18 protein-coding genes and 2 tRNA genes are annotated in these 18,153 nt (G+C 34.1%); 12 read left to right on the plus strand and 8 right to left on the minus strand.

Features of this window, described 5'->3' with window-relative positions; all coding sequences use genetic code 11:
* Positions 1-62: 62 nt before the first annotated feature.
* Positions 63-320, minus strand: coding sequence for a phosphocarrier protein Hpr (gene ptsH / locus FcAc13_RS10865; RefSeq protein WP_187756245.1), 258 nt, complete (start codon positions 318-320; stop codon positions 63-65).
* 432 nt (positions 321-752) lie between these two features.
* Between ptsH and FcAc13_RS10870 the strand changes: the two genes are divergently transcribed.
* From FcAc13_RS10870 to FcAc13_RS10890, 5 genes are all read left to right on the plus strand, one after another.
* Positions 753-828, plus strand: a tRNA-His gene (locus FcAc13_RS10870).
* Between the two features lie 10 nt (positions 829-838).
* Positions 839-915: transfer RNA gene (locus tag FcAc13_RS10875), tRNA-Pro, on the plus strand.
* 518 nt (positions 916-1,433) lie between these two features.
* Positions 1,434-2,690 (plus strand): oligosaccharide MFS transporter, encoded by a 1,257-nt coding sequence (locus FcAc13_RS10880; RefSeq protein WP_187756246.1) that lies wholly within the window; start codon positions 1,434-1,436, stop codon positions 2,688-2,690.
* Between the two features lie 57 nt (positions 2,691-2,747).
* The gene (locus FcAc13_RS10885) at positions 2,748-3,866 is read left to right on the plus strand and encodes a glycoside hydrolase family 172 protein (protein WP_187756247.1); all 1,119 of its coding nucleotides are present in this window, start codon (positions 2,748-2,750) and stop codon (positions 3,864-3,866) included.
* A gap of 172 nt (positions 3,867-4,038) precedes the next feature.
* On the plus strand, positions 4,039-4,302 hold the full coding sequence (locus FcAc13_RS10890) for a PTS sugar transporter subunit IIB (RefSeq protein ID WP_187756248.1): 264 nt from the start codon (positions 4,039-4,041) through the stop codon (positions 4,300-4,302).
* A gap of 64 nt (positions 4,303-4,366) precedes the next feature.
* On the opposite strand, the gene FcAc13_RS10895 is transcribed toward FcAc13_RS10890, so the two are convergent.
* The gene (locus tag FcAc13_RS10895) at positions 4,367-5,362 is read right to left on the minus strand and encodes a substrate-binding domain-containing protein (RefSeq protein ID WP_187756249.1); all 996 of its coding nucleotides are present in this window, start codon (positions 5,360-5,362) and stop codon (positions 4,367-4,369) included.
* 531 nt (positions 5,363-5,893) lie between these two features.
* Here FcAc13_RS10895 and FcAc13_RS10900 point away from each other — a divergent pair.
* Positions 5,894-6,913 carry an acyltransferase family protein gene (locus tag FcAc13_RS10900; protein ID WP_187756250.1) on the plus strand — a complete coding sequence of 340 codons (1,020 nt, stop codon included), beginning with the start codon at positions 5,894-5,896 and terminating at the stop codon, positions 6,911-6,913.
* A 307-nt stretch (positions 6,914-7,220) separates the two neighbouring features.
* On the opposite strand, the gene dnaJ is transcribed toward FcAc13_RS10900, so the two are convergent.
* Both dnaJ and dnaK read right to left on the minus strand, forming a co-directional pair.
* Positions 7,221-8,357 carry a molecular chaperone DnaJ gene (gene dnaJ, locus FcAc13_RS10905; RefSeq protein ID WP_187756251.1) on the minus strand — a complete coding sequence of 379 codons (1,137 nt, stop codon included), beginning with the start codon at positions 8,355-8,357 and terminating at the stop codon, positions 7,221-7,223.
* A 263-nt stretch (positions 8,358-8,620) separates the two neighbouring features.
* Complete coding sequence (dnaK, locus tag FcAc13_RS10910) at positions 8,621-10,537, minus strand: molecular chaperone DnaK (RefSeq protein WP_187756252.1); 1,917 nt, start codon at positions 10,535-10,537, stop codon at positions 8,621-8,623.
* A 231-nt stretch (positions 10,538-10,768) separates the two neighbouring features.
* Between dnaK and satP the strand changes: the two genes are divergently transcribed.
* A complete protein-coding gene (satP, locus tag FcAc13_RS10915) occupies positions 10,769-11,347 on the plus strand; it encodes an acetate uptake transporter (RefSeq protein WP_187756253.1) in 579 nt (192 codons plus the stop codon).
* 84 nt (positions 11,348-11,431) lie between these two features.
* Here satP and grcA read toward each other — a convergent pair whose 3' ends face one another.
* On the minus strand, positions 11,432-11,815 hold the full coding sequence (gene grcA, locus FcAc13_RS10920; RefSeq protein ID WP_187756254.1) for an autonomous glycyl radical cofactor GrcA: 384 nt from the start codon (positions 11,813-11,815) through the stop codon (positions 11,432-11,434).
* A 270-nt stretch (positions 11,816-12,085) separates the two neighbouring features.
* Between grcA and ung the strand changes: the two genes are divergently transcribed.
* Positions 12,086-12,787, plus strand: coding sequence for a uracil-DNA glycosylase (gene ung, locus FcAc13_RS10925; RefSeq protein ID WP_187756255.1), 702 nt, complete (start codon positions 12,086-12,088; stop codon positions 12,785-12,787).
* A 64-nt stretch (positions 12,788-12,851) separates the two neighbouring features.
* Here the strand turns inward: ung and tusC are convergent, their stop codons facing one another.
* From tusC to fkpA, 3 genes are read right to left on the minus strand one after another with little or no spacing between them, the layout of a single operon-like run.
* Positions 12,852-13,205: a sulfurtransferase complex subunit TusC gene (gene tusC / locus FcAc13_RS10930; RefSeq protein WP_187756256.1), complete on the minus strand. Its 354-nt coding sequence runs from the start codon at positions 13,203-13,205 to the stop codon at positions 12,852-12,854.
* A gap of 22 nt (positions 13,206-13,227) precedes the next feature.
* Positions 13,228-13,605: a sulfurtransferase complex subunit TusD gene (gene tusD, locus FcAc13_RS10935; protein ID WP_370633708.1), complete on the minus strand. Its 378-nt coding sequence runs from the start codon at positions 13,603-13,605 to the stop codon at positions 13,228-13,230.
* 13 nt (positions 13,606-13,618) lie between these two features.
* A complete protein-coding gene (gene fkpA / locus FcAc13_RS10940) occupies positions 13,619-14,407 on the minus strand; it encodes an FKBP-type peptidyl-prolyl cis-trans isomerase (protein ID WP_187756257.1) in 789 nt (262 codons plus the stop codon).
* A 298-nt stretch (positions 14,408-14,705) separates the two neighbouring features.
* Between fkpA and fabZ the strand changes: the two genes are divergently transcribed.
* The 4 genes from fabZ (at position 14,706) to rnhB (ending at position 17,824) form a co-directional block, all read left to right on the plus strand.
* Complete coding sequence (gene fabZ, locus FcAc13_RS10945; protein WP_220679330.1) at positions 14,706-15,161, plus strand: 3-hydroxyacyl-ACP dehydratase FabZ; 456 nt, start codon at positions 14,706-14,708, stop codon at positions 15,159-15,161.
* A gap of 39 nt (positions 15,162-15,200) precedes the next feature.
* On the plus strand, positions 15,201-15,992 hold the full coding sequence (lpxA, locus tag FcAc13_RS10950; protein ID WP_187756259.1) for an acyl-ACP--UDP-N-acetylglucosamine O-acyltransferase: 792 nt from the start codon (positions 15,201-15,203) through the stop codon (positions 15,990-15,992).
* 66 nt (positions 15,993-16,058) lie between these two features.
* Positions 16,059-17,219, plus strand: a complete 1,161-nt coding sequence (gene lpxB / locus FcAc13_RS10955) for a lipid-A-disaccharide synthase (RefSeq protein ID WP_187756260.1) — start codon at positions 16,059-16,061, stop codon at positions 17,217-17,219.
* Complete coding sequence (gene rnhB / locus FcAc13_RS10960; RefSeq protein WP_187756261.1) at positions 17,219-17,824, plus strand: ribonuclease HII; 606 nt, start codon at positions 17,219-17,221, stop codon at positions 17,822-17,824. The genes lpxB and rnhB overlap by 1 nt, the downstream gene beginning before the upstream one ends.
* Positions 17,825-18,153 lie beyond the last annotated feature (329 nt).

Genomic DNA, 18,153 nt, shown 5'->3' on the forward strand with positions numbered 1-18,153 from the left:
ATATTTTATCCTTATATGATGATATTATAGAAATTTAACATTTTTAAATTCGGAAGGAGGAATTATTCAAGCTCTGGTATTAGCTTGACCAGATGGTCGACAGCTTCTTTTTCGTCTTCACCATCAGCGGAAATGGTAATTACTGTTCCCTGAGTTAACCCTAAGGTTTGTAATTTAAATAAACTTTTTGCACTCGCAGTTTTGCCATTTGAAGTCACCGTTATCTCAGAATTAAACGCTTTTGCTTCTTTGACAAATTGAGCGGCCGGCCGAGTATGCAGACCATTTGGTGCAGTGATAGTGACATCTTGCCTATGCATGTTTATGTACCCCTAAGTATAATATATTTTGTTCAATATAAATAAAATTCATGATAAATACCAGTTGATTTATCATCTATTACGAACTAACTATGGCTGCTATTATGGCGAGGAAATTGGATTGAAACAAGTATAAATGTTAACCCATTGTTATTTATAAGATTTATCTGACATAAGATCGCATTCATTCCTTAAAAATAGTAAAATTTATAAAATATCCGCTTATCAATATTTTAATTTTTTATAACGCTATAATTTATTAAATAAATTCAAATTTTCTGTTTAATTAATCCGATGTCTTGACAGTTCTCTTAATATAAAACACAACATTTTATCAAGCCGATTATAATATAAGCAATTAGACACTGCTTGATAAAAAATTTACTGGACAAATCTCCGCTAAATGCGTAATATTGCGTCCTGATTCGTATGGTGGCTATAGCTCAGTTGGTAGAGCCCTGGATTGTGATTCCAGTTGTCGTGGGTTCGAGTCCCATTAGCCACCCCACTTATTCTGACGGCGAGTAGCGCAGCTTGGTAGCGCAACTGGTTTGGGACCAGTGGGTCGGAGGTTCGAATCCTCTCTCGCCGACCAATTTAATATAAAAAAGCCTACCTATTCGAGTAGGCTTTTTTATTATCTTAATTTCAATGAGTTATCATTCAACTTTAGCTAAATATTCTTCCGTCATTTATTAGTTAGCCATTCACATACAAGACTCAATCAGCAATGAAATTATGATAACAGATATTATCGAATTAATTATTATTCAAACTAATTTAGCGTGAAAAAAGATTTAAACGCTTATATAAAAAAATAGGCACACAAAATCGATCACCCAAATTGTACCTTGACAAAAAGTTAATCTAAAATAAGCCATACCTGTAGTTAATAACTCATATTACTAAAAATAAAATGCAACAGTTACAACGTTTTACACCAAATGAGCTATACGAGTTAATTTTCGTTTTTATAGGGTGAAAAATAAACTATTGTTTTATTAAAAATAAACAAATTACGTGATCTTGCTCTCATTTATGAAAGTTTAGATTTCTGGCTAAAAATTTAGCTAATTAGTCTAAATCTACTTTCCTTAGATGGAGCATAAAAAAATGAGTACTGCATTCTATAAAAATACCAACTATTGGTTTTCATCTTGTTACAGTATGGTCTATTATGCGGCAGGAAGTTTAGTCTTTTCCTTTTACGCAATCTGGCTAAGTAAGAAAATTGGTTTAACCGCTGAACAAACTGGCATTCTTTACTCTTGCAATTATTTTATTGCCTTAATCATCATGTTCTTTTATGGCATCACTCAAGATAAATTGGTTTTGCGTAAACATTTAGTTTGGTTTCAAAGTTTGATCATCACCGGTGGTGCGCCGTTTTTAATTTATGTTTATGAACCACTACTACGCTCCCATTTTTATATTGGTGTTATTTCCGGCAGTATTTATTTAGGTTTTGGCTGGATAGCTGGAATGGGATTAATTGATTCTTATTGTGAAAAAATAAGCCGGGCTTTTGGTTTTGAATTCGGACAAGCTCGTACATGGGGATGCATTGCCTATGCTATCGGTACCTTCATTGCAGGAATACTTATTTCAAAAAATCCACATCTTAATTTTTGGGCAGCTTCCGTAATTGGTCTTTTATTTATTACGTTAAATATCTTATTTAAACCTGATTTAAGTAGAGCTAATTTATCAATGGTCAAAGTCAATGAACCATTGAAATTAAATGAGATTATTGCTGTTTTCAAATTAAAAGATTTCTGGGTTTTCGTCATATACGTATTAGGAACTTACAGTTTATACAATATCTATGATCAACAACTCTTCCCTGTTTATTTTACTAATCTATTTGGTAATGAAGGCGCAGGATATGAAATATATGGTATGTTAAATTCGTTACAAGTATTTCTTGAAGCAGCTGTTATGTTTACTGTGCCATTTATTGTCAATAAAGTTGGGGCTAAAAATGCACTTATCTTTGCAGCATGTGTGTCAGCAGCTAGAATCTTAATGACTGGCTATGCCGAATCAATTTTCTTTATCTCAATTATCAAATTAATGCACTGTCTCGAAATTACAACTGTTTTGGTTGCAGTGTTTAAATATATTGCCCTTAATTTTGATAAACGTTTATCCGCCACCGTTTTTTTAGTTGGTTATCAAGTCGCTGGTTCCGTCGGTGTCATTCTATTTTCGACTATTGCCGGTAATTTTTATGATGCCAATGGCCCTGCCGCTACCTTTAAAGGTCTGGGATTTATCGTTGTCTTATTTATGATTTTTGCCATTGCGTTTTTAAATAGTGAAAAGAAAAGTTTGGTGCAAAATCATAATTCGATTAATGACGTTAACTAATCGAGTTACATAATATTTTAATATAAATTATCGCATAATTAACTACGAGGTATCATAATGAATTTACTTAGCTCTGTAACTACATTTCAACACGAACAAACACGTACAATATCGCCCGAAAATATGACCGGTGAAAAAGGTAAATCATGCATGGCAGCCAGCCATCTCGGACCAAGTCGAAAAGGCAGTGGTTATATTCGTATTAAAAGCGGTGAAAGCGTAACCATTGCTGATATTAAAGGGCCTGCTGAAATCCGCCATATTTGGTTCACACTGACAGATAAAACGGTTCGTGGTAGCTTTGTTTTACGTGATGTTGTTATTCGAATTTATTGGGATGATGAACAAGTGCCATCGGTTGAATCGCCTATTGGGGACTTTTTCTGTAACGGTTTTGGTGCCCGTTGTGATATCAACTCGTTACCTATTGTAGTGAACCCTACTGGTGGATTTAATAGCTACTTTAGAATGCCATTTAATAAATCAGCTAAAATTGTTATCACTAATGAACATGAAGCTGATCTTGAACATTTCTTCTTTACTGTCAATTATGCCTTGATGCCACAACCCTTTGTTGAACCGCTATATTTTCACGCACAATGGCGCCGTCAACGTGTGACTAATCCTGGGGTTGATTATGTCATTATCGATAATGTTAAAGGTCACGGCTATTATGTGGGAACTTATCTTGCTCTTACCGCTCTAGAACGTTACTGGTGGGGTGAAGGCGAATTTAAATTTTATTTAGATGGTGACTCCGACTATCCAACACAAAATTCTACCGGATCCGAAGATTATTTTGGTGGTGCTTGGGCATTTCATCATCGTGATGATAAAGGGCGTGCTTCGGCGCAATGCTTCCAAACTCTATTTGTGGGTTATCCATGGCAAACGAATCGCGATCATACACGAGATTATTTTCAAACTGGTGATGCCAATCCAGTGCATGGTTTTGGTGATGATGCTTTACCAATGCATGGGCTATATCGCTGGCACTTACCTGATCCAATTGCTTTTCATGAAGATCTTAAAGTAACTTTCCAACAAATTGGTAATGATGATATTCGTTTATATGAACGGCAAGATGATATTGCTACTGTGGCATATTGGTATCAAAACCCAACGCAAAATCATAATCCAGTTTTCCCAAATCAACAACAACGCTTGCCGCGTTAGGATAACAATTTTCCACAACCTAGCGTATTTAAAAATGCCCTAGGTTGTGCTTAATAGCAACAATGAAAAACTGCAACGTCAATTCAGACTTGTAAGTTGTAAAACTTTAACTTTAGTAAGCTAAATATCACTTACTGCTAATCCGATTTAGATAAATAAGAGAAACGATAAAATGACAAAAAGTTATTTAAAAATGGTAATGGAACTTGTTTCATTACTCGGAGGTGCCGAAAATATTAATTTTGTTACCCATTGCGCTACGCGCTTGAGAATTGATATTAAAGATAGCAAACTTGTGCATAAAGATAAAATCGCAGAATTAGAATCTGTAGCAAATATATCGGAAACTGAAGGTAAATATCATATCGTGACAGATCAAGATAAACTAGATGGAGTATTCAGTGAATTAGAAAAAACTTTAGAGCAAAAACATTAACACCTCATTAACATTTGCTATGCTAAGCAATACCTTTTAAATCGATATAATCTATTTAAAATTATTACTGATGATAAAAAATGGTACTTGGTTGAATATAAGTTAACGATCGCTTGAGCACCTTTCGCTCAATGAGTAATTGGATGTTCTTAAAACAGTTTTCTGCCATAGCATCATAGTTTTGTGCAATAATATCAACGTCATAGCATAGCAAATTGTGATACAAGTTATAATCATAAGAACACAAATAGATATCCTGACGCTGAACATGTTGTGCTTTCAAATATAATAACACCCCTTCTAAAAGATTGCCGGAAGGGGTGAAAATAGCTCTCGGTATCCGACCGATTTGATTTACCAAAGTTTGTGTAAGATAATAACCTAAATTTTCTCGGTATTGCTCACATATAATCCAGTTAGATTTAACAGTTAATCCGGCTAATTCAATACCGTGTTTAAACCCGATTAAGCGTTCATTAATTGTTGATAATTGACTATCTCCGGCCAGAAAATAAAACTCCCCTAATTCTTTGGCTTTCTGTGCAATTAACGTTGCGACTGATTGAATAGATTCACTGGTTACACAGGGAATAGAACTACCCGAAATATAACGATCATAAAATAGGATTGGGGTATTGTCTTTAATCTGTTGATAAAAAGCATCATCAGTTAAAGAAGTAATCGTGATGATACCATCCACTTTACGTTCTAGTAAATTTTGGACTGATACTACTTCTTGATGTGCATCATAATGGCTACTGGCAATCAATAATTGAATACCTTGTTGACTCGCTATGGTCTCTAACTTATGCAAAAACAATGAAAAACTGATATTTGAAATATCCGGTACAATCACTCCAATGGTCTTGGTGCGGGTGGCTTTAATAATTGCGCGTTGAATATGCGGTTGTTGTTGATATTGCTTAGCAATATTAATTACCTTGGTTCGGGTGCATTCGGAAATTCTATGTCGCGTTACATTGCCATTAAAAATATGACTAACAGTCGTTGTCGAAACCCCTGCCATCTGAGCAATGTCTTTAAATTTTATTTTTTTCATATCATATTGATACAGTGAATCATGAATGACATTAACCAGCAATCAGTTTGATAATATACACTATGTTTAGTATATTTAGTATTGAAAAAGCACCACGTATTTTCAAATTCATGACAATCAAAAAATTATCCAAAATTGCCACTAAGCAAGCTCACTATATGACTTTTTTATTTATATTGTTAGCTTTCAACAATACATCAATATCTGTAATGATAAATTTATCTGGCAAATATATTATCAGCTTGATTTTGTTTTGAAAGCATTGAGTTAGTATATTTTCATCTGTTTGTTTTCCAATAAATTTAATTTTAAACCTTTCTTATTTTATATGTTAATTTAACCTGTTGATTTTTTTATCCTTTACTTTATGTTCTCACGTAAATCTTTATATATGTTGACTTTAACATCTAATATAGATAGGCTTCTCTCACAAAAAATGGTTAATCTTTACCTAATTTAAAGGTCAATGGCAATCATAATAAAAGAAAAAACCTTTGGTTTAATAAAAAAAATAATATTTAAAGAGTGAAAATGTCAAAAATAAGATACTCAAATTTTGAATTACTCAGAATTCTTGCTATGTTATTAATTGTAACCCATCATTATTCAATTCATGGTGATTGGTATTTTGAATCAGGTGTTTCATTTAATAAACTTTATATTCAATCATTATCTATCGGGGGTAAGGTTGGGGTTAATCTTTTTGTATTGATATCCGCTTTTTTTCTTAGTAAACAAAATAATCTTAATATAAAAGATTCAGTCATTAAGATTATCACACCAGTATACTTTTATTCATTAACAATAGCTTGTATACTTTTCTTTTTCAAAGATATTTCAATAAAAGAAATAATTAAATCATTAATTCCTGTTGGATATTGGTTTGTTAATGCATTTTTATTAATGGTTATTTTTAGTCCCTTTATAAATATCATAGTTGAAAATATTCAACAAAAAACTCATTTAATTATAATAACCATATCCACAATTATTCTAAATATTCCTATCCTGAATATTGAAATAGGAAATTTTGGTTTTTTTGTTTATCTTTATTTTATATCAGCTTACATAAGAAAATATTTAGCAGATTTTAAATTCAATAACCTATTGCTAAATTTAATAATTATATTGTCTGTTTCTGCTGTATTTATATCAATTCTGTTACTAGATTATCTTTCTTTAAAAAATATATCATTTAATCATCCGCTATATTTTATTAAAGAAAGATCGATCTTTATAATAATTATATCAATTTCCTCATTTATTTTGTTTAAACAAATGAAGATTACAAAATCTGAATTTATAAATTTATTGGCATCAACAACATTTGGTATTTATTTGATACATGATAATTATCTTATTAGATCATTTATTTGGAACGATCTTTTAAAGGTTACTCAATATTTTAATAGTAACCTAATTTATATAATGTCAATTTTATCAATATTATTAGTTTTTTTTATTTGTTCGCTTATTGAACTATTGAGGCGTTTTTTATTCAAGTTGATATGTGTTTCACTCAATTTCAATAAAAATAAACTATCTATATAAAAATTTGAGACTAACTATAAAATATAAAAATTCATAATCTTTTTTGAACAAATAGAGCATAATATATATATTATGTGCCCCCTATGATAATTACATTTTTTTATAGGGTTAATAATTTATTCTTTTAGGTCATTAAGACAACAAAAAATTTTAAATAAAAAAATAATTTCACATTCAATGTTAAATCAGTATTTTTTAACTCTTTCGCTGGCATCAAATTTATTGATTTTTGTCATCCATAAAAAAACCGACATATCACTTGTCGGTTTTTTATCTATTAATCGTTATTGAAATAATATCTCATTCGTTACCCAAAGAATTTTTTCACTTTATCAAAAAAACTTTTCTCTTTTGGACTATGTTTTGAACCTTTGTCACCCTTGAGACTTTCACCAAACTCTTTTAGCAATTCTTTCTGTTTTGAAGTCAGGTTAACCGGGGTTTCAACAATAACATGACAATATAAATCACCCATTGTACCACCACGTAGAGATATCACTCCTTTCCCTTTAAGTCGGAAAACTTTACCTGTTTGTGTTTCAGCAGGAATAGTTAAACTTACTTTACCATTTAAGGTTGGCACTTCCACATTTCCACCTAATGAGGCCAATGCAATATTGATTGGAATTTCACAATGCAGATTAATGCCATCACGTTCAAAAATATCATGTTTTCTAACCTGGACTTGAACAAACAAATCACCTGCAGAAGCTCCATTTCGACCAGCTTCTCCTTCACCAGACAATCGAATACGATTACCAGTATCAACACCTGCAGGAATGGTAACCGATAATGTCTTAGTTTTTTGAATACGCCCATCACCATGGCATTTTTTACACGGATTCTTAATAATTTTACCCGTACCATGACAAGTTGGGCACTCTTGTTGCACAGCAAAAAAGCCTTGTCGCATTTGCACAACACCACTACCATGACAAGTATCACAAGTTTTAACATCTGATGCATTTTCTGCACCTTTACCGTGACACACATCACAAACTACTGCAGTTGGTACTTTTATCTCTTTTGAAACACCGGCAGCCGCTTCTTCTAGTGTTAATGTAATATTGTATTGTAAATCATTACCGCGCGCTTCCGCCTGTGCACGACTACGCCCACGACCGCCACCGAAAAATTCACTAAAAATATCACCAAAAGCATCACCAAAATCAGCACCACTTTGGAACCCACCGAAACCACCAGCACCACCACCTTGTTCAAAGGCAGCATGACCATATTGATCATAAGCAGCTTTCTTTTGCGGATCCGTCAAAACTTCATACGCTTCCTTAACTTCTTTAAATTTTGCTTCGGCTTCAGTCTTATTATCCTGATTCTTATCTGGATGATATTTCATGGCAAGACGCTTATAAGCTTTTTTTATTTCACGCTCATCAGCACTTTTATTTACCCCTAAAATTTCATAATAATCTTTTTTTGCCATATTAACCCTTACTTTAATTCAAATTATTTTATTTAAGTGCCTAACTAAAATTGGTTAAAACAAGCAAAACTTCTGTTCTCTAAGCACTTTATTCATAATAAACAAACATTATCTAATAGATTACTTACCTACCCATAATCTATTAAACAAAATATACACATTCATTAAAAACAACTAAACGGGCTTGAGTTACCTCTTGCCCGTTTTGATTTCCCTACTTCAAGCGATCTGAAGTAACTGTTGAATCCTTAAATAATTCATTATTACTTATTGTCATCAACTTCTTTGAAGTCGGCATCAACAACATCATCTTCTGGCTTGCCACTTGTAGCTTGTTCTGCACCTTGTTGTGCCTGAGCCTGAGCTTGATTTTGTGCAATTTCTAGCAATTTTTGCGAAGCTTCCTCTAGTGCTTTAATCTTCGCTTCAATTTCTGCTTTATCTTCACCACGTGCAGCCACTTCTAAAGCACTTACCGCATCTTCAATCGCTTTCTTATCATCAGCAGTTAATTGATCACCCGCATCACTCACTTGTTTACGAGTACTATGTACCAGATGATCAGCCTGATTACGAATCTGAGCTAATTCTGCAAATTTACGGTCTGCTTCCGCATTCACTTCTGCGTCATGTACCATTTTTTGGATTTCTTCTTCACTTAAACCTGAAGACGCTTTAATGGTAATATTTTGTTCGCGACCAGTATTTTTATCTTTCGCTGATACATGTAGGATACCATCAGCATCAATATCAAAGGTTACTTCGATTTGTGGCATACCACGAGGTGCGGCTTGAATACCATCAAGATTGAATTGACCTAATGATTTGTTGTCACCAGCACGTTTACGTTCACCTTGTAACACATGAATTGTTACCGCTGATTGGTTATCTTCCGCAGTTGAGAATACTTGACTATGTTTAGTCGGGATAGTGGTATTCTTTTCAATTAACGGAGTCATCACACCACCCATAGTTTCAATACCCAATGATAATGGGGTGACGTCAAGTAATAACACATCTTTAACATCGCCACCTAATACACCACCTTGTACTGCGGCACCCACTGCCACGGCTTCATCTGGATTAACGTCCTTACGCGGTTCTTTACCAAAGAAGTCTGCCACTGCTTTTTGTACCATCGGCATACGGGTTTGACCACCAACTAAGATCACGTCTTGAATATCTGAGACAGATAAACCAGCGTCTTTTAAAGCAGTCTTCACAGGATCCATTGAACGTTTAACTAAATCTTCAACTAAAGATTCTAATTTAGCTCGTGTCACTTTGATATTTAAATGTTTAGGACCCGATGCATCAGCTGTGATATATGGTAAGTTAATATCTGTTTGTTGAGCTGATGATAATTCAATTTTCGCCTTTTCTGCTGCTTCTTTTAAACGTTGCATAGCAAGTGGATCATTTTTCAAATCAACACCTTGCTCACGTTTAAATTCTTCAACTAAATAGTTGATTAAGCGTGAGTCAAAATCTTCTCCACCTAGGTGAGTATCACCATTAGTCGCTAATACTTCAAATGTTTTTTCACCGTCTACTTCATCAATCTCGATGATAGAAATATCAAATGTACCACCACCAAGGTCATATACAGCGATAGTTCGGTTACCCACATCTTTGTCTAAACCATAAGCAAGAGCTGCCGCTGTTGGTTCGTTGATAATACGTTTAACATCTAAACCAGCAATACGACCAGCATCTTTAGTTGCTTGACGTTGTGCATCATTAAAATAAGCAGGAACAGTAATAACTGCTTCAGTTACTGGCTCACCAAGATAATCTTCTGCTGTTTTTTTCATTTTCTTCAATACTTCAGCAGAAATTTGTGGTGGAGCAATTTTTTGACCTTTAACATCAACCCATGCATCGCCATTATCTGCTTTAACAATTTTATATGGCATGATGCCAACATCACGTTGTACTTCAGCGTCTTCATAACGACGACCGATTAAACGTTTAATAGCAAATAATGTATTTTGTGGATTAGTAACTGCTTGACGTTTAGCAGGTTGACCTACTAAGATTTCGTTATCTTGTGTGTAAGCAATAATCGATGGTGTAGTACGATCGCCTTCCGCATTTTCTAATACGCGAGCTTGCCCATTATCCATCACAGCAACACATGAATTTGTTGTACCTAAATCGATACCAATAATTTTACCCATAATAATCTTCTCCTAAAATCCTATACTATTTCTTGTATATAAGATCGAAATATATTTTTTCAAGACCTTAAAATTCACAAGGAATTATTTGTTTCCATATAAATGGGAGCATTAGCTTCAATATCAAGGGGTGAAAATAAAAAAATTTTTTCATCGCTCTTGATCGCAAGATTGTCTCACCGTATTATTACCACGCTTTAAACTTTAGTTACACATATATATAGGATTTTTATGGAAAATATTAAACTTGCTAATCCAGGACCATTAGGTCTTATGGGCTTTGGTATGACCACTGTATTATTAAATATTCATAATGCGGGATTCTTTCCGGTTGCGACTGCAATCGTTGCTATGGGTATTTTTTATGGTGGCCTAGCGCAAGTCATCGCCGGAATTTTAGAATTCCGCAAAGGTAATACGTTTGGTACGACCGCATTTACTTCTTATGGCTTTTTCTGGATAGCGCTTGTCGGTATCTGGTATTTACCAACATCGCCAGCTACTGCAGCTACCGATAAAACATTCTTAGGTATCTTCTTAGCGTTATGGGGAATTTTCACTGCCTTTATGTTTATTGGCACTTTGAAAGCGAATAAAGTTTTACAATTTGTATTTGGTAGTTTAGCAATTTTATTTGCTTTATTAGCGATTGGTAATATATGTGGTAATCACACTATTATTAATATTGCAGGTTTTGAAGGCATTATTTGTGGGGCAAGTGCGATTTATTTGGCAATGGCAGAAGTGCTAAATGAACAATACGGTCGTACAATATTACCCATTGGTGCTGCGAAAGGTTCAAGTCACTAAGAGTGACTATTTTAAGACAAATTGTCAATTCGATAAAAAATAACCCAGTTATTACACTGGGTTATTTAAAATAAAACAACGTTATTACATGTTAGTCGTAAAAGTACGGGAAATAACATCACGTTGTTGTTCAGGAGTTAATGAATTAAACCGAACAGCATAACCTGAAACACGAATAGTTAATTGAGGATAATTTTCTGGATGTTTAACTGCATCTTCTAAAGTTTCACGGCGTAAAACGTTAACATTTAAGTGCTGACCACCCTCAACCTTAATGGTTGGCGCGATATCTAATGGAATTTCACGATATTCGAAGTTTCCGAGCTCTGCTTTTGGCACAACTTGATCTTCCTTATAAATCGCTTTAGCTGCTACACAACGAGCTTCGTTAGTTGTATCGTCTAATAACCAGAAAGAATTTTGAAGAGCCGCATTATCTGCTTTTGTAATTTGGATACCTGTAATCATTTTAAACCCTCCTTCCGAGCTTAATTTATTTCTCTAAATTTTTATAACGTCACTACTATAGCACTTATAATTTTTGATTTAAATCAAAATAAACTATTAATCTAATAATTATTTCCTTTACTATTATTTTTATACCATTAAACATATTGTAAAATACTTGGCTAACTGATACACAAACCATGTTTAATGTTAGGTGTATTGCCATTTTTCGGTATAATTAATATTACTATGTACCACTTCAATGATTACTACTGAGAATAAAGATTATATATGACAAAACAACTTACCTGGCACGACGTTATTGGTGACGAAAAAGAAAAGACATATTTTCAACAGATTATGCAATTTGTCACAAACGAACGGAATAGTAGCAAGATCATCTATCCCCCCCAAAAAGATGTATTTAATGCATTTCGATTCACCCCTTTTTCTGATATTAAAGCCGTTATTTTAGGACAAGATCCATATCATGGTCCCAATCAAGCTCATGGGTTATCTTTTTCAGTTTTACCGGGTATTAAACCACCACCATCCTTACAAAATATGTATAAAGAGCTGACCAATGATATTATTGGTTTTCAAATGCCTAATCATGGTTATTTAGGATACTGGGCTGAACAAGGTGTGTTGTTACTCAATAATGTATTAACCGTTCAGGCGGGTCATGCTCATTCACATGCTAAAATTGGTTGGGAAACCTTTACTGACCATGTTATTGATGCGATTAATGAACATCTTAGCGGTGTAGTCTTTTTATTATGGGGATCACCCGCTCAGAAAAAGGGACAATTTATTGATCGGCAAAAACATCATGTTTTAACTTCTGTACATCCTTCACCATTATCTGCTCATCGTGGATTTTTTGGCTGTCGACATTTTTCGAAAACCAATGAAATATTACTACAGCAAGGCAAAACACCTATTGACTGGCAGCCTCGATTACCTAGTGAATCGATAAAATCATCACAATAAAAAGCGAGGTACAAAAACTAATTTTAATGAATTAGAAAGTGGTAATGTTATTTCATACCAATATTTACATATTGATAATAACATCATGCTTAGCGAGTAGATTAGCTATCTCAGTGTTGGTAATAGCCTGAAAATTGATCACCGATTGTGTTATTGTAAGATTTAATTCGGTCATCGAATCAGTACTTGCATAAATATTGGTGACATCATAGAGTTCCAACATTGCTAGTGTAGATATATAATCGCGCATTAAGATCTTATCAGGTTGTTGGTCAGTTAATAAATGAAAAATTCCATAATGGATAAAAAACACCGAAATCGTGTTAATGTCAGATAAGGATAGAGCTAAATCTAGTGCCTCACGCCCGTTACTAGTTCCATATGGAGGATGACTAAAGATAATAGCAACTTGTTTCACGGTAATGGCGGCTCGTCATAAATTAAAACTGTATAACTCTATCACTATTGGCAATTGAATCACTCAATTCACCTAACCCTACACACTGAAATAATGAGCCAACATTATTATGAGGCGATTGATTCACTACACCACGGCGTTGCGCAGCGGCAATACAGACAAACAAAGGAATGTGATAAGTTTCTGAAAACTGTTGCCAAGCAGTAACGATAGCAAATTCATCATTTGCTGGATTGACAAAATCATTTGCATTAAGTGTACCATCGGCATAAAAGAAAATTGACTTGATATGATGCAATGTGTTATCGATTAAGGAATGACAAAATTGATAAGCACAAGACGATGACTGGGTCCCATAGGCTGGACCCATCACCAGAATGGTATAATTCAAACCATCCATTTTAAGTAAATTATTACTCTGTTTCGTTTTCATTTGTAGTATTATCTTGATCGTTTTGATCATTAATACCCAATAATTCAACTTCAAATACTAAAGTAGAAGCAGCAGGAATATTTGGATTTGCTTGATCACCATAAGCCAATTCAGGTGGCACCACTAATTTAATTTTTCCACCCACACCAATTAATTGAATACCTTCTTTCCAACCTTTAATTACTTTAGATAATGGAAACTGAGCCGTTTCACCACGATCATATGAACTATCGAATTTTTTACCGTCAATTAATGTTCCAACATAATGAACAATCACCGTATCATCGGCGGTTGGATGTTCTCCTTTACCTTCATCAATAATTTGATATAGTAAACCTGAATCCGTTTTTTTAACACCTGACTGTGTAGCAAATTTTTCTCGATATTTTTCACCCGCTTCACGATTAGCACTTATACGCGCTTCAGCTTCTTTTTCAAGACGACGATCTAATCCTTTAAGAATCGTTTCAATTTCTTCTCGATTATATTTCGCTTTGTCACTTAAAGCGTCTCTGAAACCATTACCTATATAATCGGCATCGAGTACGACATCACTACGCTCAAGATTTTCCTTTAGATAACTTCCCATTGATACACCAACAGCATAAGCTTCATCTTTTTGATCATACTGTTTATCTGTATTTACTGTAGTACTAACTTCCGTACTAGTTGGTTGTACTGGATTGGTTTCTGCTTTTTTTTCATCACAACCTGTTAATGCAAAAATAATTGCGCTACCAAGTAATGTCATTTTTAATAATGATTTCATCTAAATCTCTCCAAATATTAAACTATTTATTTTTTCTTTCCATAACAAAAAAGTTAAGTTTGCAACATTATATAGAAATATTTAATTGTTAGTATCTATTTTACAAAATAGTTAAGGTTATTGTCTATTAATCTTGATTGTATCTAATTAAATGATTTCATCTTATTGATTATAAATCATGGCCTCATTTCATATTTCTTTATTTGAAGTAAATATATTAAATAAAAAATTGAAACGATTCCCCCAATCAACAACATCAGTTATAATGTCACACAATATAAGTTAGTATTTAAAAAGGATGAATATTTTGAGCACCGAACTAAATTCTCTTGATATTGAAGAAATTATTCGTTTATTACCGCATCGTTTCCCATTTCTAATGGTTGATCGCGTTGTAAGCTATGAAAAAGGTAAAACGCTGCGAGCAATTAAAAATGTATCAGTAAATGAACCTTTTTTCCAAGGTCATTTCCCGAATAAACCCGTTTTTCCTGGCGTATTAATTTTAGAAGCTATGGCACAAGCAACCGGTATTTTGGCTTTCAAAAGCATTCAGGAACTTACACCAGGGCAGCTCTATTATTTTGCCTCAATTGATAAAGCGCGTTTTAAACGACCTGTTGTACCAGGTGATCAAATGATTCTAGATGTCACATATGTGAAAGAACGTCGTGGTATTGCATTATTTCATGGAGTTGCTACTGTTGATGGACAACTTGTGTGTGAAGCCGAAATGATGTGTGCGCGTAAATAATTTAATAAAGTGCTGACAATACCGATTTAAGGAAAGTTTATGGCAATTGACAAATCAGCTGTAATCCATCCAAGTTCTATCATCGAAGATGGTGCAATTATTCATGCCAATGTAAAAATTGGTCCATTTTGCTATATTGGCGCTAATGTTGAAATTGGTTCTGGTACCGAATTAAAATCACATATCGTCATTAATGGCCATACTAAACTAGGTCAAGATAATAAAATCTATCAATTTGCATCGATTGGTGAGGACAACCAAGATCTAAAATATCAAGGTGAGCCAACGCAAACGATAATTGGTGACCGTAATCGAATTCGAGAAAGTGTCACCATTCACCGTGGAACTATCCAAGGTAGTAATGTTACCCGCATCGGAAGCGATAATTTATTAATGATTAATGCTCATATTGCACACGATTGCCAAGTCGGTGACCACTGCATTTTAGCAAATAACGCAACCTTAGGGGGTCATGTACAATTAGATAATTATGTTATTATTGGTGGTATGACTGCTGTACATCAATTTTGTGTTATTGGTTCACACGCAATGATAGGCGGTTGTTCCGGTGTCGCACAAGATGTGCCACCTTATTTAATTGCACAAGGTAATCACGCAACACCGTTTGGTGTCAATTTGGTTGGTTTAAAACGGCGTGGTTTTAGTAAAGATGCATTACAAGCCATTAATAATAGTTATAAATTACTCTATCGTAACGGATTGTCGCTAGAAGAAGCTAAAAATAGCATTAGCGAAATTGCTCAATCGCACCCTGAAGCAAATCAATTTCTTAATTTTTTTGCTCGTTCAACGCGAGGCATCATACGATAAAGCCTTAAAAGGCAAGACACAACTTGCCTTTGCTTCTAAACATCAATAACCTATTCTAAGAATATCATGACAATTAAACACACAAAACCGCCCTTAACCATTGCAATAGTTGCCGGAGAAACCTCTGGTGATATTTTGGGAGCAGGATTAATTCGGTCGTTAAAAGCTCGTTATCCTAATATAAAGTTTGTGGGTATTGCCGGTCCAAATATGCAAGCAGAAGGTTGTGAAGCATGGTATCAAATGGAAGAATTATCTGTGATGGGAATTGTGGAAGTGCTTGGCAAACTAAAAAGAATTCTTACCATTCGCCAAGATATTACCAAAAGGATCAAAGCGCTAAAACCCGATGTATTTATTGGTATTGATGCTCCAGATTTTAATCTGAGTTTAGAAGGTAAACTTAAACGAAATGGCATAAAAACTATTCATTACGTGAGTCCATCTGTTTGGGCTTGGAAACAAAAACGTGTATTTAAAATTAAACGTAATACCCATTTAATTTTAACATTCTTACCATTTGAAAAAACCTTTTATGATAAATTTGCGGTACCATGTCGCTTCATAGGTCATAAAATGGCCGATGATATTGCGCTTGAGCCCGATAAACTGGCGATGCAAACTAAACTTAATATTCCACATGATGTTAAAGTGTTGTCGATATTACCGGGAAGTCGTCATGCTGAGGTAACCTTATTATCTGAACCATTTTTAAAAGCTGCACAGTTGGTTCGTCAGTCTATACCTGATTTACACATTCTTGTCCCCTTAGTTAATGCGAAACGTCGTCAGGAATTTGAGCAAATTCAATCGAAAGTTGCGCCTGATTTAACGTTACATTTACTCGATGGTCATGCCCGTGAAGCGATGATTGCCAGCGATGCGGCAATCTTAGCATCGGGTACTGTAGCATTAGAATGTATGCTAGCCAAATGTCCAATGGTTGTAGGTTATAAAATGAAACCATTAACTTTCTGGTTGGCAAAAAAATTAGTTAAAACTCAATATGTTTCATTACCAAATATATTAGCAGGAAAAGCAATTGTACCTGAACTATTACAAGATGAATGTACGCCAGAAAATATTGCTCAACAAATTTTACCATTATTAAACAATAATAATACAACATTAAAGCAAACCTTTTTGGCTCTACATCAACAAATTCGTTGCCATGCCGATGAACAAGCTGCTAATGCTGTTTTAGATGTTATAGGAGTGAATCAATAATGTTTATCTATCCTGATATAACTTTAATTGCTGGTGTCGACGAAGTTGGCAGAGGTCCGTTATGTGGGGATGTCGTTACCGCTGCGGTTATATTAGATCCTAATAATCCTATTGAAGGATTAGCTGACTCTAAAAAATTGTCGGAAAAAAAACGTGAATATTTATTCGAAATTATCAAAGAAAAAGCGCTAGCATGGCATATTGCCCGAGCCTCAGTTGCCGAAATTGATCAACTTAACATTCTCCATGCCACAATGTTAGCAATGCAACGTGCTGTTACTGGTCTTTCAATTAAACCTAATTTAATATTAGTAGATGGTAACCGCGCCCCTGATTTTGGTGTTAAAGCCCAACCGGTCATAAAAGGAGATAGTTTAGTTCAAGAAATTGGTGCAGCATCAATTCTTGCCAAAGTGACGCGTGACAGAGAAATGATTGAGCTTGACAAACTTTATCCCCAATATGGTTTACACAAACATAAAGGCTATCCAACTAAAGCCCATTTAGATGCAATTAGTCAACATGGCGTTAATGAGATTTACCGTAAAAGTTTTGCTCCGGTTAAACGATTGTTAATTAATAACTTATCCATAAATAGCCAATGAATGACTAAATCGTTGCTTGATTTAGTCATCTCGTGCCATCGTTATTGCTATCTAACTTTTATGTTACTCATTTCAATCATTAATGAAATACCAAACTCTAATTAGCGTTTCCAGTAATATTACTTACGCCTAAAAATCAACATTACTAACCAAATTAAAGATCTGCTATTGGAAAATAGCTAAATAACGACTAATAATCATGAAAATGTATCATTTAATTATATAATACAAACTCTCGGATAAAAATTAAAACGATATGAAAATTGCCATCATTTAATACTTCTTATTACATCACGACCAATGTGCAATGCTTGGTTGATTTAAATCCA

It is taken from the genome of Frischella japonica, from assembly GCF_014489845.1.
GTDB lineage: Bacteria > Pseudomonadota > Gammaproteobacteria > Enterobacterales > Orbaceae > Frischella > Frischella japonica.

Bases quoted from the DNA above. Each gene is read 5' to 3' on its own strand.
- ptsH (WP_187756245.1), bottom strand. From the start codon at position 320: ATGCATAGGCAAGATGTCACTATCACTGCACCAAATGGTCTGCATACT.
- FcAc13_RS10880 (WP_187756246.1), top strand. From the start codon at position 1,434: ATGAGTACTGCATTCTATAAAAATACCAACTATTGGTTTTCATCTTGT.
- FcAc13_RS10885 (WP_187756247.1), top strand. From the start codon at position 2,748: ATGAATTTACTTAGCTCTGTAACTACATTTCAACACGAACAAACACGT.
- FcAc13_RS10890 (WP_187756248.1), top strand. From the start codon at position 4,039: ATGACAAAAAGTTATTTAAAAATGGTAATGGAACTTGTTTCATTACTC.
- FcAc13_RS10895 (WP_187756249.1), bottom strand. From the start codon at position 5,362: ATGAAAAAAATAAAATTTAAAGACATTGCTCAGATGGCAGGGGTTTCG.
- FcAc13_RS10900 (WP_187756250.1), top strand. From the start codon at position 5,894: ATGTCAAAAATAAGATACTCAAATTTTGAATTACTCAGAATTCTTGCT.
- dnaJ (WP_187756251.1), bottom strand. From the start codon at position 8,357: ATGGCAAAAAAAGATTATTATGAAATTTTAGGGGTAAATAAAAGTGCT.
- dnaK (WP_187756252.1), bottom strand. From the start codon at position 10,537: ATGGGTAAAATTATTGGTATCGATTTAGGTACAACAAATTCATGTGTT.
- satP (WP_187756253.1), top strand. From the start codon at position 10,769: ATGGAAAATATTAAACTTGCTAATCCAGGACCATTAGGTCTTATGGGC.
- grcA (WP_187756254.1), bottom strand. From the start codon at position 11,815: ATGATTACAGGTATCCAAATTACAAAAGCAGATAATGCGGCTCTTCAA.
- ung (WP_187756255.1), top strand. From the start codon at position 12,086: ATGACAAAACAACTTACCTGGCACGACGTTATTGGTGACGAAAAAGAA.
- tusD (WP_370633708.1), bottom strand. From the start codon at position 13,605: ATGGATGGTTTGAATTATACCATTCTGGTGATGGGTCCAGCCTATGGG.
- fkpA (WP_187756257.1), bottom strand. From the start codon at position 14,407: ATGAAATCATTATTAAAAATGACATTACTTGGTAGCGCAATTATTTTT.
- fabZ (WP_220679330.1), top strand. From the start codon at position 14,706: ATGAATATTTTGAGCACCGAACTAAATTCTCTTGATATTGAAGAAATT.
- lpxA (WP_187756259.1), top strand. From the start codon at position 15,201: ATGGCAATTGACAAATCAGCTGTAATCCATCCAAGTTCTATCATCGAA.
- lpxB (WP_187756260.1), top strand. From the start codon at position 16,059: ATGACAATTAAACACACAAAACCGCCCTTAACCATTGCAATAGTTGCC.
- rnhB (WP_187756261.1), top strand. From the start codon at position 17,219: ATGTTTATCTATCCTGATATAACTTTAATTGCTGGTGTCGACGAAGTT.